Consider the following 12,775-nt stretch of genomic DNA (forward strand, 5'->3'; position numbering starts at 1 on the left):
GCGCAGGTTTTGTCGTCGGCGAACGCCCCGAGCGTCAGGACAGGAACGGGATCGGGTTCGTGAAGGTGCCGTCCAGCATGACCTCGAAGTGGAGGTGGCACGCCGTGCTCAGGCCGTAGTCGCCCGCGTGCCCGACGACCTGTCCGCGCGACACGTGCTGCCCGGCGTGCACCACGAAGTTGACCATGTGGTTGTAGGTCGTGAACTCCTCGTGCGTCTTGTACAGGCCGTGGTCGACGACGACCCGGTTGCCGTAGCCGTCGACCCAGCCGGCCGACACGACCGTCCCGCTCGCCGCCGCCATGATCGGGACGCCGCACGGCGCGTGCAGGTCGACGCCCTCGTGCATGCGGTAGTAGCCGAGGATCGGGTGCAGCCGCCAGCCGAACGGGGACGTCACGTACGTGTTCGCGACCGGCCACGAGAGCTGCCCCAGCCCGATCCCGCTGCCGCCCGACGAGCCCCCGGACGAGCCCCCGCCCGAGCCGCCCGAGCTCCCGGACGAACCGCCGCCCGAGCTCCCCGACCCCCGGACGACCCGCCGCTCGCCTTGTGCTCGGCGCGCTGCTTGGCGAGCTCCTCCTGACGCTTCTTCTCGGCGGCCGCGGCGCGCGCGGCGTTGCGCTTCTTGATCTGCGCGGCGAGCGTCGCGATGGTCTGCTGCTGCGCCTTGGTCTGCGCCTCGTTCGCCTCGACCGCCGCCGCGGCGGACTTCTTCTGCTTCTCGACCTCCGCGGCCTTCTTCGTCTTGCTGGCCTGCAGGGCGTCGAGGGTCGCCTTGCGCTTCGTCGCGTCCGCCTGCGCCGCCTTCGCCTCGGCGACCTTCTCGTCCGCCTGGGCCTTGAGGTCCGCCACCTGCTGGCGCACGGCCTCGAGCCGGACGGACCGGTTCTTCGCCACGGCCTCGGTGTCCTGGAGCGACCGGAGCTCGCGCGACTGGGTCCGCGAGACGGTCTTGGCGAGCGCGTAGTCGTCGACGAACTGCTGCGTGCTCTGCGCACCCGTGACCACGCCGAGGCTCGTGAGGGCGCCGTCGCCGCGCATCGCGCGTCGGGCCATGGCGGCGACGTCGTCGTGCGCCTGCGCGACCTGGGTGGCGCCCTTCGTCACCTGCGCCGCGAGCTCCTTCTCCTGGCTCTGGGCGTCGGCGAGGCGCTGCGCGAGGAGCTGCTGGGCGCGCTGCGTCGCCTCGACCTTGCCGTTGGCGACGTCGAGGTCGGCCTGCGCGACGGGGATCTTCGCCTCGACGTCCTTGAGCTCGAGGTACACCTTCGACAGTGCCGCCGACGTGTCCTCGAGCTGCGACTCGAGGTCCTCGTTCTTCGCCTCGAGCGCCTTCTGCTTCGCGACCGCCGCGGCACGGCGGTCGTCGAGGTCGTCGGCGTGCGCCGCCACGGCCGACCCCGCGAGCAGGGCCGTCCCCACCGCGGCAGCGAGCGTGCGGGCGAACCACAGCCGCGCCGTCGGGCGTGGCCGCGGACGCGCGGCGGAGTCGGGGAACGTCGTCGAGGCTCGCATCTCACACCCTCGTGTAGCGCCGCAGGGTCAGGACGCTCGCCAGGGCCGCGAGCACGACCGCGATCGCGAGCAGGACGGGCGCGATCGTCAGCACGTCCCGCTCCGTGACATACGGCGCCCAGGTCACCGACCGGGCCAGCCAGTCGTCCACCAGGTACTTCACCGCCAGCCACAGGCCGCCGATCGCGAGGCCCGCGCCCAGCAGGGCGGAGATCGCCCCTCGAGCATGAACGGCAGGTGCACGAACCAGTTGCTCGCACCCACGAGGCGCATGATCCCCGTCTCGCGACGGCGGCTCATCGCAGACAGGCGGATCGTCGTCGTCGTCAGCAGGACGGCGGCGAGGAGCATGACGGCCGCCAGACCCGCGGACAGGTACGACGCGCGGTTCAGCGCGAGGAAGAGCGAGTCGAAGATCCGGCGCTCGTCCTGGACGTACTCGACCCCTGGCCTGCCCGTGACCACGTCCGCGACGACCTGGTACCGCGACGGGTCCTTGAGCTTGATCCGGAACGAGGCCTGCATGTCGTCCTGCGTGAGCTGGGTCCCGTTGTACCCGTCGGGGTAGCGGGCCTGGAACTCCTTGAACGCCTCGGCCTTGGACTCGAACTGCACCTTCTCGACGAGCGGCGCGACGTCGGGCGACTTCATCAGCGCCGAGAGCGCGTCGATCTGCTGCTGCGTGGCCTCGCCGCTCGAGCAGCCGGCCTCCGTCGAGCCCTGCGGGCACAAGAAGACCGAGACCTCGACCTTGCCGTACCAGTCGTCCTGCAGCTTCCCGATCTGCATCTGCAGCAGCGCGGCAGCGCCCACGAACGTGAGCGACACGAACGTCACGAGCACCACCGCGACCACCATGGTCACGTTGCGGCGCAGCCCCTGGCCGATCTCCGACAGGACGTACTGGAACCTCACGCGATGCGCTCCGATCCGTAGGCGCCGCGCGACTCGTCGCGCACCACCTCGCCGGTCTTGAGCTCGATGACCCGCTTGCGCAGCTCGTCGACCATCTCGTCGTCGTGGGTCGCCATGACGACCGTGGTGCCGTTGCGGTGGATGCGGTCGAGGAGCCGAGTGATGCCGAGGGACGTCGTGGGGTCGAGGTTCCCGGTGGGCTCGTCGGCCAGCAGGATCGGCGGACGGTTCACCATGGCGCGCGCGATGGCGACGCGCTGCTGCTCACCGCCGGACAGCTCCTCGGGCAGCCGCTTCTCCTTGCCGTCCAGACCCACCAGCTCGAGCACCTCGGGGACGCGGAGCCGGATCGTGTGCCGCTGCTCCCCGATCACCTGCAGCGCGAACGCCACGTTGTCGAAGACCGTCTTGTTGGGCAGGAGACGGAAGTCCTGGAAGACCACGCCGATCCCGCGGCGTAGCTGCGGGACCTTCCAGCTCGACAGCCGCGACAGGTCGCGGCCCGCGACGTACACCCGCCCACCCGTCGGGCGCTCCTCGCGCAGGATCAGGTGGAGGAACGTCGACTTGCCCGAGCCCGACGCCCCGACGATGAACACGAACTCGCCGCGCTCGATGTCGACGCTGACGCGGTCGAGCGCCGGACGGGCGCCACGCGCGTACACCTTGGTGACGTCGTCGAACCTGATCACGCCCGATCACCCCTCCCGTGCTGTCGTCGTCGCCGGCGCCGGCGGCGCACCTCACCGTGCGCTGCCACGCACGGCGGCTTCGACACTAAGCACGGGCCTTCGCCCGCCCGACGGCGACACGCCGGGGCGGAGCGTGCCTGGACGGGGGCTGAGCGTGGGTCAGGCGGCCTGCGACGCACCCCGGCGCCAGCGGATGCCCGCCTCGATGAAGTCGTCGATGTCACCGTCGAACACGGCCGACGGGTTGCCGACCTCGTGCTCCGTCCGCAGGTCCTTGACCATCTGGTACGGCTGGAGGACGTAGGAGCGCATCTGGTCGCCCCAGCTCGCCTTGATGTCGCCCGCGAGCTCCTTCTTCTTCGCGGCCTCCTCCTGCTGGCGGACCAGCAGCAGGCGCGACTGGAGCACGCGGAGCGCGGCGGCACGGTTCTGGATCTGCGACTTCTCGTTCTGCATCGAGACGACGATCCCGGTCGGGATGTGGGTCATGCGGACCGCGGAGTCCGTCGTGTTGACGGACTGCCCGCCCGGGCCCGACGAGCGGAACACGTCGACCTTGATCTCCGACTCGGGGATGTCGACGCTGTCCGTCTGCTCGATCAGCGGGATCACCTCGACCGCGGCGAACGACGTCTGCCGGCGGCCCTGGTTGTCGAACGGCGAGATGCGGACCAGGCGGTGCGTGCCGGCCTCGACGGACAGGTTCCCGTACGCGTACGGTGCCTTGACCTCGAACGTCGCCGACTTGAGGCCGGCCTCCTCCGCGTACGACGTGTCGAGGACCTGGGTCGAGTAGCCGTGGCGCTCCGCCCAGCGCAGGTACATGCGCAGCAGCATCTCCGCGAAGTCGGCGGCGTCGACGCCGCCCGCACCCGCGCGGATCGTGACGACGGCCTCGCGGGCGTCGTACTCGCCGCTCAGCAGGGTCCGGACCTCGAGCGCGTCGAGATCCTTGCGGATGGCGGCGAGCTCGCCCTCGGCCTCTGCCAGGGTCTCCGCGTCGCCCCCATCCTCAGTCGCCATCTCGACGAGGGTCTCGAGGTCGTCGATCCTGCTCGCCATGTGGGTGACGCGGTCCAGCTCGGACTGCGTCTGCGACAGTGCGGTCGTCACCTTCTGGGCCGCCTCGGGGTCGTCCCACAGGTCAGGAGCCGCGGCCTGCTCGGACAGCTCGGCGACCTTCTTCTCCAGCACGGCCGGGTCGCTCACCGACTCGATCGACTCGAGAGTGGTACGGAGGGCCTTGATCTCAGCCGGGAAGTCGATGGTCGCCACGAGGTTCTACCCTACGCGACCACCGGACGCGGACGGGCCGCCTCCCGATGAGCTGGAGGCGGCCCGTCAACCGGTCGTCGGCCGGTCCGTCGGTCAGTTGCTGGGCGCGATCGACACGATCCGCCACTGCGAGCCGCCCTGGTCGTCGGGGGTCACGTTGACGAGCCACGCGTCGTAGGTGACCGACGACGGGTCCTTGCCCGCGTCCGCGATCTGCTTCTTCGCGTCGGCCGTCATGCCGGTCTGCTGCTCGACGAACGTGACGACGTCCTTGTCATCCTTCGACACGTTGAGGCTGACCTGCCCGTGGTACGCGGTCACCTTCGCGTTCGGGAACTTGGCCGCGATCGCGTCGCTCAGCTCCTGCGCCTTCACGTCGGCGGGGCGCTGGGTCGCGGCCTCGGAGGGCGCAGCGGAGGTCGTGGTCGACGACGACGACGAGGAGTCGTCGTCGGAGCTGCACGCCGCGGCGCCGAACCCGATCAGGGCGGCGAGGGGCAGTGCGATGAGGGCTGTCTTCTTCATGGGAACGGGCTCCTTCGTCAGTTGCGTATGCGTTCTCGTCACGTCACCGCCGGCATCCGACGCCTTCACGACCGCACAGCACGACGCAGCCGCGCGCGCCACGGTGTCAGCTCTGAGGACAGCTCTGCAGGACGAGGTGCGGGCCGCGCGACGGTGCGACCATCCGGCGCGGTGCGGCTGCACTGGCCCCGGTGAACTGCCGGGCCAACGACGTCGGATCGCCGACGCCGGGCCGCACCCTCGAACGGGATGCCACGAACAAGTTAACACCGTGTTCACACACGGCACGCACTGATATATGACGGGCACGGGCCCGCTCCGGGACCGACGACCGGTCCCCGCGGTTCAGTCCGCGCGGGCGCGGGCGTCCGCAGTCACCACGACGCCCCCGGAGAACGCCGCCGTCGCCCAGGTCAGCAGCGTCGGGCGGACGCGCGCCCGCAGGACGACCTCCGCCGTGCGGCCGTCGGGCGTCGACGCGTCGACGACCCGGACCTCCTCGTAGCCGTCGACCAGCTCGGGCGAGTCCGCGAGGACCGCGTCGACGGCGTCCTGCACGTCCGTGTCGGAGATCACGACCTGCGGCGTCAGGCCCGTGTCGAGCCGGTCGTAGTACAGGCCGCGGTCGAGCCGGTCGGCGGCGTCGAGCGCGATCTGGTCGGCCACGTCGTACAGGCGCTTGCGCTCGAGGTGGACCGACGACGCCGACGCGACGGCGAAGACCAGGGCGAGCGCGAGCACCACGACGCCGATCGTGAGCAGCATGATCTGACCGGACTCCCGGTCCTCCCCGCCGCTCACGACCACCCCGTCAGGTCCGCGTAGCGCGGGAACGTGCCGTGCGCGGTCGCCTCGACGGGCACCGCGAGCGGCACGTGGGCGCGCACGAACGCCGGCACGAGCGGGAGCGCCACCTCGACCCGGACGCGCGCCACGACCGCCGTGCCTGACGTCCCGCACGTACCGCCGAGGCACGACAACGAGACCGCGCTCGCGGCGTCGTCGAGCGGGATGTGCTGGTCCTCGAAGGCGAGCCGGGTCGCGTCCACCGCGAGCGCCTCGCCCGACGCCTGGCCGGGTGCGACGACGAACACGCGCGCCGCGCCGCTCGCCGCGGACTCCGCGGCGAAGGACGCCGCCTGGACCCGCCCGACCGTGAGGACCAGGTAGACCAGCGGCACGAGGAGCACGAGGCTCGCACCCAGGAACTCGACGAGGGCGCTGCCCTCGTCCCGGCGGGCGCTCACCGTGGCTCCGCGACGGCGTGCCCGACGACGTCGACCACGCCACCTGGACCCAGGAGGCCGACCACGGGCAGCGGCGCCTCGACGGAGACCTCGACGACGGCGACGCCGTCGCGCGTCGTGTACCGAGCGGTGACGTCGCGCGCGTACCGGGACGAGAGGTCGGCGGAGATCAGCTCCTGCGTGCGCCGGACCGCGTCGTCGGGGCCGCGGTCCGCGCGGGCGCCGTAGCGCGCACCCTCGGCCGCGGAGTCGACGAGCATCGACCGCACGTGCTGAGCCAGCGCGACCTGCACCACACCCAGGAAGAGCACCATGAGCAGCACCGAGACGAGGACGAAGTCCACGACGGCCGACCCGCCCTCGGCGTCGCCCCGCCCCGCACCACGCGCGGTCCTCGGCGAGGTCACGGCCCCTTGACGCTGTCGATCGCGTTGCCGAACAGGTCCGGCAGCACCTTGCCCGCGACGGCCCACAGCGCGATCACGAGGCCCGCGGTCATGAGCGTCACCAGGACCCAGCCCGGGACGTCGCCCCGCTCGCCGTCGCCCGGACGGCCGTCCTGCGTCGCGCGCACGCGCTGCGCCGCGGCGCCGGCCCAGACGTGCGCCCGTCGGCTCGCGAGCTCGATCAGCGACTTCTTCACTGCTACCTCCGGTGGTTCTGGCTCAGGGTTCGACGCGCGCCGGCGGGCGCGGCCTCTCGGGGTACGGGCATCGGGGGCTCGGCTCTCACAGGCCGATCCGGAGCGTCACGAGGCTCGGGAACACGGCGAAGGCCACCGTCACGGGCAGCACCAGGAAGACGACAGGGATCATCATGGCCGTCTCCTTCTTGCCGCCCGTCTCCATCAACGCGCGTCGCCCGGCCTCCCGGACGTCCTGCGCCTGGGCGCGGAGCACGTCGGCGAGCGGTGTCCCGCGCTCGACGGCGACCGACAGGCCGTCCGCGAAGCGGGTCACCGCGGGCAGGGAGATGCGGTCGGCGAGCTGCTCGAGCGCGCGGACGAGGGACGTGCCCGAGCGCACGGCGCCGAGCGCCGTGCCGAGCTCTTCGGCGAGCGCGCCGTGGGCGGTGCGGCGGACCCGCTCGAGCGCGCCCACCGGCGACTCACCGGCCGTCACGGCGAGCGCGAGGAGCTCGGCCACGGTCGGGAACTCGGCGAGGATCCGTTCCTCGCGGGCCGTGACCTCGCGCCCGAGCAGGTAGTCGCAGACCAGCGCGCCGACGACGCCGCACACGAGCACGAGCGCGAAGAGCGGCACGACCGAGGCCCCGCGCGCCACGAGCAGCAGCACCGCGAACGCCAGGCCGGTGGCGAGCCCGACCGCGCCGAACACCACCTGCCGGGCCCGGTACTGCTCGACGGTCTCGGCCCGCCCCGCCCGGGCCAGCCGGCGGGCGAGCTCCGACCGGGTGGGGCCGAACCGTTCGAACGCGCGACCGATGTCGTCGAGCCACGGCGCGACGAGCCGCTCGAGCGCGCCGAACGGCGTGCGGACCGGGGTGGGGGCGAGCAGCGCGGACTCCGCCGAGTGCACCCGGAGCCACGGTGCGACGCGTTCGGCGAGGATGGCACGGCAGGCACGCAGGCGAGCCACGACGAGGAGCAGACCGAGCGAGAACCCGGCGCCGACGAAGGCGCCCCAGGCGGCGAGCTGGCCGGCGGTCATCGCAGCACCCGCGTCTCCTCGGGCAGCCGCCCGATCCGGATCATGAGGCGGTACGCCACCGCGCAGCACGCGGCACCGAGCCCGAGCACGGCGACACCGGCCACCGAGTCGTACGCCTGGGCCGTCTCGGGGCGCGTCGCGAGCAGCGCCAGCACCACCCACGGCCCGGCGACCGCGAGCCGCGCCGCGTTGATCGTCCACGACTGGCGGGCCTCGAGCTCGCCGCGCGTGCGCGCGTCCTCGCGCAGGAACGTGGAGAGCGTCCGGAGGAGGCGGCCGAGGTCCGTGCCGCCGACGTCGCGGGTCATCCGCAGAGCCTCGACGATCCGGTCGCCGACCGGGTCCGCGAGCCGGGCCTTGAGCGCGTCCAGGCACTCGGAGAACCGGCCCGACGCGCGGAAGTCGCTCGCGAACGCCCGGAACTGGGGCCTCAGCTCGACGGGCCCGCGCTCGCCGAGCTGCGCGACGGCCTCGGGCAGCGACAACCCCGCCCGCACGCCCGACGCCAGGTTGTCCACGACCTCGGGCCACACCTCGCGCAGGGCCACGCGCCGTCGTCGGGCGCGCGACCGGACGAGCATCGCGGGGATCCCCCGGCGAGCAGCGCGAACGCGAGGCTGATGGTCCCGGAGCGGGTGAACACGAAGCCCGCGAGCGCCACGACGACGCCGACGACGACGCTCGCCCCGACGAGTCCGCCCGGCGTCACGCCGGTCGCGCCGGCCTGGACGAGGAGGTCCTGGGTGCGGGCGGCCCAGCCGTCGCTGCGCCGGGTCCGTGGGGTCGGCGCCCACCACGCGGTCCACACGAGGCACAGGCCGGCGCCGAGCAGGAGGCCGAGGACGACGCCCATCAGGCCTGCCCCCGGTACGCGTCGGCGAACGGCTGGGCCGGCGGCGGGGGATAGACCGTGGTGCCGGCGGCGCCGGGCGCCGCGTGGTCGCGCTGCGCCTCGTGCGGGCGTCCGGTCGCGAGCAGCGCGAGGACGTCGATCCCCGCGCGCTCGTAGCGGTCGAGCGCCGGCGGGAGCCCGTCGCCGCGCACCAGCTCGCCACCGGACCGCCCGCCGCCGACCCGATGGAAGATCGTGGACGTCTCGACGACGTCCTGCTCGACGCGCCCGGGCACGCCGACGATCTCGCGGACCTGGCGCCGCCCGTCGGGCGCGACGCCGAGGTGGACGACGACGTCGACCGACGACGCGACGGTGGGCACGACGAACCGGTCGGACACGTTCTCGCCGGCGAGGAGCGGGAGGGCCGTCATCTTGCCGATGGCCTCGCGGGCCGAGCTCGCGTGCAGCGTGCACATGCCCGGGATGCCGGAGTTCAAGGCGATCAGCAGGTCGAACGCCTCGGCCTCGCGGACCTCGCCGATGACGATGCGGTCGGGGCGCATGCGCAGCGCCTCCTTGACGAGACGGCGGAGCGTGATCTCGCCGGTGCCCTCGAGGCTGGGCTGGCGGCACTGCATCGCGACGAGGTCCCGCGCGGCGATCCGGAGCTCGAAGACCTCCTCGCAGGTGATGATCCGCTGCGTCGCGGGCACCGATCCGGCGAGCGCGTTGAGCATCGTCGTCTTGCCGGCCTGCGTCGCGCCCGACACGAGGACGTTGAGCCCGGCGCGCACGGTCGCGTCGAGGAACGACGCCGCCTGCCCGGTCAGGGACCCCAGCGCGACGAGGTCGCCCAGGTGCGACGCGCGCAGGACGTGCTTGCGGATGTTGACCGCCATCTCAGCGCGCGTGACGTCCGCTATCCGATGGGACGCAGAGTGCTCCAGACCGGGACGACGTCGGCGCGCCGCTCCTCGAAGCGCACCTCGACCCGCGCGATCAGAGCCCGCAGCGCGGACCGCTTCGCCTCGACCGGGAGCGTCACCCAGTCCGCCAGGACCTCGCGCGCGATCTTCGACGGGTCGTCGGGCATGCGCACGATCAGCCGCTCCGCCGCGGCGAGGCCGGACGTGAGCCGGTCGCGGCGCTCCATGATCTCGTCGCGCGTCACCCGGTACGCGGCCTCCGGCACAAGCCCCGAGGCGAGGTGCCCGGTGAGGGCGGCGAGCTGGCGGTCCAGGCCGGTGATCTCGCGGGCGATGCGCTGCGCCTCGAGGCGCGCGTCCGATCCCTCGACGGCGGCCCGGGCCGCGGTGTTCTCGACGTCGTCCGCGACGTCGCGCAGCCACGCGAGCACGGCGTCCTCGACGAGGCGCAAGGAGATCGACCAGCGCGGCCCGTGTCCCTCGGCGCGGCCGAAGTCCCCGCACCGGTACCCGAGGAACCCTTCACGCTGCCGGTTCCGCGCCGACGGGGCGATGCGGTACCCGTTCATCCCGGCCCCGCACTCGCACCGCGCGATCCCAGACAGCAGGTACCGGCGCTTCACCTGCCGCTCTGCCGCGCGCGCCTCACGCTCGGCCCGGTACGCCTCCCACGTCTCGACGTCGACGATGCCCTGGTGCGCGCCGTCGTGGAGCTCGCCGTGGTAGACGACGTACCCGGCGTGGATCGGCGAGTCGAGGCACTGCACGATCGTCGTGTCGTGCCACGCGGGGGCGTGCATCGGCTTGAGGCCGAGGCCGTTGAACCAGGCTGCGAGCTCGCGGTGCCCTGCGCCGGCGAGGTACCGGCGGTACGCCTGCTCGATGTACGGGGCCGTGTCGGGGTCGGGGGTGACGGCGCCGTCGGCCCAGGCCCACCCCCAGGGGAGCTTCCCGCCGGGTGGGAGGCCGCGGGCGACGCGGGAGGCGTGGACCTCCTGCCACTGCTCGCTGATGCGTTCGGACTCGAACGCGGCGAGCTCGGTCATGACGCCGCGCGCGAACCGGCCCGCGGCGGTGCCGTCGTTGGGTTCGGTGGCGGATTCGATGCGGCCGCCGGCGACGTCGACGCGGTCGGCTGCGATGGCCCAGTCCTTGCGGTTGCGGGACAGGCGGGACCAGCGCCACAGGACGACGACGTCGGCGGCGCGGGTCTCGATCATGTCCATGACGCGTTGAACAGCGGGCCGCTTCCAGGTGCGCCCGGAGATGCCGGGGTCGGCTTCGACGGCGACGACGTCGTATCCGTGGCGGGCGCAGTAGTCGCGTCCGGCGGTCTCCTGCAGCTCGAGGCTGATCGACTCCTCGCGGTAGGTCGACTGGCGCAGGTAGAGGACCGCGCGCGGCGGCGTGTCGGGGACGGGGCGGAGGCCAGCACGAGGAGTCATAGGCGGGTCAGAACTTCCACTCCCAGCCCGTGTCGCCCTGGCCGTTGAGGCTGTACACGACGACCCCATGCTTGGTCTTGGAGTCGAGCACGACCAAGCCCTTCGCCTTCTGTGCTGGGCCGATCGATGTGGGGATCACTTCGGAGTCATCTGCGCATGCGAACGCGGCTGCTGTCGCGGGGTTCGACTGGTTGTAGCCGTCTGAACCGATGAGCGACCAGGTGGCTGGACCGATACCGAGAGCCGTGCCTCCGGTGAGCGACAGCGCCTTCACGAGTTCCTTCGACGTGCGCGCTTCGACCGTGAGCGCGACGAGGTGGCCAGCTTTCGACTTGGTGGCGAACTGGCCGTCGCATGTGGGGTCGACCTTGATCTTCGTGACCCGGATCTGGAATGCCGCGTCCCCGAGATTGTCCCCGTTCGAACCTGACACCCAGCCCCACTCCCCGGCCTTCTTCTCCACGTTCCCTCGCGCGCTCGTCGGAGCCGCGGTCGGTGTGACCTCAGCGGTGGGGGTCGGCTTGAGCTGGGCTTGGACTGTCTGAGTGACGGTCGCCGTCACCGTGACGGGCGGTGCACTGGGGCCCGATGACGAGCACGCGGCGAGCGTCCCAGCTGCGACGACAGTGATGGTTGCGAGAGCGTACTTACGAGGCATGGACGGATCATCCCGTACCGCGCCGAGGCGACGAACCGTGCGAACGGGTGAAGTCTGTGAGCGCGTCATGCGGGGTCGTCTTGGTTGAGGATCATCGCGGCGACGCGACCCTTCTCGTCGTCGGTGAGGTGTTCGATCCTGGCGCGGAGCGTGTCGACGTCGACCCACAGCTCGTCAGCCAGCTCAGCCTCGGACGTCGCCCACTTCCATGCGGCGAGGAGGTCGTCGAGGTCGATGAGCCGCCGGGCGGCCAGCGCACGTGCTGCCTGTTCGTCACGGCGCCGGCATCCGTCCGTGTGGCCGAGGTCGACGTGTGCGAGCTCGTGCGCGAGGGTGCAGCGGCGCTGCACCTGGGTCTGGTGCGGGTGCAGAACGATCATGGTGCGGCCGTCTGTGAAGCCGAGGAGTCCAGGTAGGACGGCCCAGTGGAGTCGGATGTGGGGCCGGTTCGCGAGTGCACGCCAGGGATGGAACATCGAGGTGAACGTACCGCCGCCCGAGGCCACTGTCGAACGCATGTTCGAATCTAGGCGGTGTGGCGCACCGTTAGCTCCGGAGGTTCGCGGCGCTGCAGTTCGTCATCAGCTTCACGAACCGCCGGATCCACGTTCGCTTCGTACCCCTCGAAGACCGTGTTGACGATGAGGACAACCAGGAGGAGCACGTAAGCGCCGAGTCCGACAGCGAGGCTGTTCCAAAGGCGCGTCGGCGCCAATCCAGCCTTGACGAAGACGGCGACCGCGGTCGCAGCGCAGCAAGCGATGACACCCACGAGAGCGTGAGCGGCCGCTGCGTCGACGGATCTCCGAGCTGGAGCCTCTGACGCGGGGCGCCGGCCAGCCCGTTCGTCGAGGCGGCTTCTCCAGGCCGCAATCTGAGCGAAGACCGCTATGAGGACCCCGCCAAGGAGGGCGAAGCCCCCGATCAGGGCATCGGCAACTGTCGCTACGGACCAATGGCGCCAGAACGCTACTGCGGCCAGTGCGACCGGGATGCCGTAGAGGAACCCACGGGACCACCAGTCGGGTGCTCCGCCCCGGTGGTTCCTGAGATCGGCCAGTCCCTCCCA

At 72.0% G+C, this 12,775-nt stretch carries 16 protein-coding genes and 2 pseudogenes; all 18 read right to left on the reverse strand.

From position 1 onward, the window contains the following. Nucleotides 1-34: 34 nt before the first annotated feature. The 18 genes and pseudogenes from QQK45_RS21110 to QQK45_RS21190 all read right to left on the reverse strand — a co-directional run bounded on the left by QQK45_RS21110 (nucleotide 35) and on the right by QQK45_RS21190 (nucleotide 12,478). Nucleotides 35-400, reverse strand: coding sequence for a M23 family metallopeptidase (locus tag QQK45_RS21110; RefSeq protein WP_284294862.1), 366 nt, complete (start codon nucleotides 398-400; stop codon nucleotides 35-37). Continuing rightward, nucleotides 397-1,518 (reverse strand): coiled-coil domain-containing protein, encoded by a 1,122-nt coding sequence (locus tag QQK45_RS21115; RefSeq protein ID WP_284294863.1) that lies wholly within the window; start codon nucleotides 1,516-1,518, stop codon nucleotides 397-399. Before QQK45_RS21115 ends, QQK45_RS21110 begins: the two co-directional genes overlap by 4 nt. 1 nt (nucleotide 1,519) lies before the next feature. Continuing rightward, nucleotides 1,520-1,681 carry a hypothetical protein gene (locus QQK45_RS22755; RefSeq protein ID WP_348525320.1) on the reverse strand — a complete coding sequence of 54 codons (162 nt, stop codon included), beginning with the start codon at nucleotides 1,679-1,681 and terminating at the stop codon, nucleotides 1,520-1,522. Then, nucleotides 1,678-2,433 carry a permease-like cell division protein FtsX gene (gene ftsX, locus QQK45_RS21120; RefSeq protein ID WP_348525321.1) on the reverse strand — a complete coding sequence of 252 codons (756 nt, stop codon included), beginning with the start codon at nucleotides 2,431-2,433 and terminating at the stop codon, nucleotides 1,678-1,680. The genes QQK45_RS22755 and ftsX overlap by 4 nt, the downstream gene beginning before the upstream one ends. Next, the gene (ftsE, locus tag QQK45_RS21125) at nucleotides 2,430-3,125 is read right to left on the reverse strand and encodes a cell division ATP-binding protein FtsE (protein ID WP_284294864.1); all 696 of its coding nucleotides are present in this window, start codon (nucleotides 3,123-3,125) and stop codon (nucleotides 2,430-2,432) included. Before ftsE ends, ftsX begins: the two co-directional genes overlap by 4 nt. A gap of 159 nt (nucleotides 3,126-3,284) precedes the next feature. Beyond that, nucleotides 3,285-4,400 (reverse strand): peptide chain release factor 2, encoded by a 1,116-nt coding sequence (gene prfB, locus QQK45_RS21130; protein WP_284294865.1) that lies wholly within the window; start codon nucleotides 4,398-4,400, stop codon nucleotides 3,285-3,287. 93 nt (nucleotides 4,401-4,493) lie between these two features. Beyond that, nucleotides 4,494-4,925: a hypothetical protein gene (locus QQK45_RS21135; RefSeq protein WP_284294866.1), complete on the reverse strand. Its 432-nt coding sequence runs from the start codon at nucleotides 4,923-4,925 to the stop codon at nucleotides 4,494-4,496. A 345-nt stretch (nucleotides 4,926-5,270) separates the two neighbouring features. After that, nucleotides 5,271-5,726, reverse strand: coding sequence for a pilus assembly protein TadG-related protein (locus QQK45_RS21140; RefSeq protein ID WP_284294867.1), 456 nt, complete (start codon nucleotides 5,724-5,726; stop codon nucleotides 5,271-5,273). Then, on the reverse strand, nucleotides 5,723-6,172 hold the full coding sequence (locus QQK45_RS21145; protein ID WP_284294868.1) for a pilus assembly protein: 450 nt from the start codon (nucleotides 6,170-6,172) through the stop codon (nucleotides 5,723-5,725). Before QQK45_RS21145 ends, QQK45_RS21140 begins: the two co-directional genes overlap by 4 nt. Beyond that, a complete protein-coding gene (locus QQK45_RS21150; protein ID WP_284294869.1) occupies nucleotides 6,169-6,579 on the reverse strand; it encodes a TadE/TadG family type IV pilus assembly protein in 411 nt (136 codons plus the stop codon). Before QQK45_RS21150 ends, QQK45_RS21145 begins: the two co-directional genes overlap by 4 nt. After that, the gene (locus QQK45_RS21155) at nucleotides 6,576-6,815 is read right to left on the reverse strand and encodes a hypothetical protein (RefSeq protein WP_284295157.1); all 240 of its coding nucleotides are present in this window, start codon (nucleotides 6,813-6,815) and stop codon (nucleotides 6,576-6,578) included. Before QQK45_RS21155 ends, QQK45_RS21150 begins: the two co-directional genes overlap by 4 nt. 85 nt (nucleotides 6,816-6,900) lie before the next feature. Next, nucleotides 6,901-7,842, reverse strand: a complete 942-nt coding sequence (locus QQK45_RS21160; RefSeq protein WP_284294870.1) for a type II secretion system F family protein — start codon at nucleotides 7,840-7,842, stop codon at nucleotides 6,901-6,903. Then, nucleotides 7,839-8,695 (reverse strand): annotated as a pseudogene (locus QQK45_RS21165) (type II secretion system F family protein). Before QQK45_RS21165 ends, QQK45_RS21160 begins: the two are co-directional and overlap by 4 nt. Further along, a pseudogene (locus tag QQK45_RS21170) lies at nucleotides 8,695-9,600 on the reverse strand (TadA family conjugal transfer-associated ATPase); the annotation flags it as partial. The pseudogenes QQK45_RS21170 and QQK45_RS21165, both read right to left, overlap by 1 nt. Beyond that, complete coding sequence (locus QQK45_RS21175; protein WP_348525322.1) at nucleotides 9,597-11,117, reverse strand: recombinase family protein; 1,521 nt, start codon at nucleotides 11,115-11,117, stop codon at nucleotides 9,597-9,599. The pseudogene QQK45_RS21170 and the gene QQK45_RS21175, both read right to left, overlap by 4 nt. Next, nucleotides 11,056-11,706: a hypothetical protein gene (locus QQK45_RS21180; RefSeq protein ID WP_284291126.1), complete on the reverse strand. Its 651-nt coding sequence runs from the start codon at nucleotides 11,704-11,706 to the stop codon at nucleotides 11,056-11,058. Before QQK45_RS21180 ends, QQK45_RS21175 begins: the two co-directional genes overlap by 62 nt. Before the next feature lie 65 nt (nucleotides 11,707-11,771). Further along, on the reverse strand, nucleotides 11,772-12,224 hold the full coding sequence (locus QQK45_RS21185) for an ImmA/IrrE family metallo-endopeptidase (protein ID WP_348525096.1): 453 nt from the start codon (nucleotides 12,222-12,224) through the stop codon (nucleotides 11,772-11,774). A gap of 8 nt (nucleotides 12,225-12,232) precedes the next feature. Continuing rightward, nucleotides 12,233-12,478 carry a hypothetical protein gene (locus QQK45_RS21190; RefSeq protein WP_284291128.1) on the reverse strand — a complete coding sequence of 82 codons (246 nt, stop codon included), beginning with the start codon at nucleotides 12,476-12,478 and terminating at the stop codon, nucleotides 12,233-12,235. Nucleotides 12,479-12,775: the final 297 nt, after the last annotated feature.

This window comes from Luteimicrobium album (genome assembly GCF_030161555.1).
GTDB lineage: Bacteria > Actinomycetota > Actinomycetes > Actinomycetales > Cellulomonadaceae > Luteimicrobium > Luteimicrobium album.

Coding starts and splice junctions, on each gene's coding strand:
- QQK45_RS21115 (WP_284294863.1), bottom strand. CDS start 1,518: ATGCGAGCCTCGACGACGTTCCCCGACTCCGCCGCGCGTCCGCGGCCA.
- QQK45_RS21135 (WP_284294866.1), bottom strand. CDS start 4,925: ATGAAGAAGACAGCCCTCATCGCACTGCCCCTCGCCGCCCTGATCGGG.
- QQK45_RS21160 (WP_284294870.1), bottom strand. CDS start 7,842: ATGACCGCCGGCCAGCTCGCCGCCTGGGGCGCCTTCGTCGGCGCCGGG.
- QQK45_RS21175 (WP_348525322.1), bottom strand. CDS start 11,117: ATGGGGTCGTCGTGTACAGCCTCAACGGCCAGGGCGACACGGGCTGGG.
- QQK45_RS21180 (WP_284291126.1), bottom strand. CDS start 11,706: ATGCCTCGTAAGTACGCTCTCGCAACCATCACTGTCGTCGCAGCTGGG.
- QQK45_RS21185 (WP_348525096.1), bottom strand. CDS start 12,224: ATGCGTTCGACAGTGGCCTCGGGCGGCGGTACGTTCACCTCGATGTTC.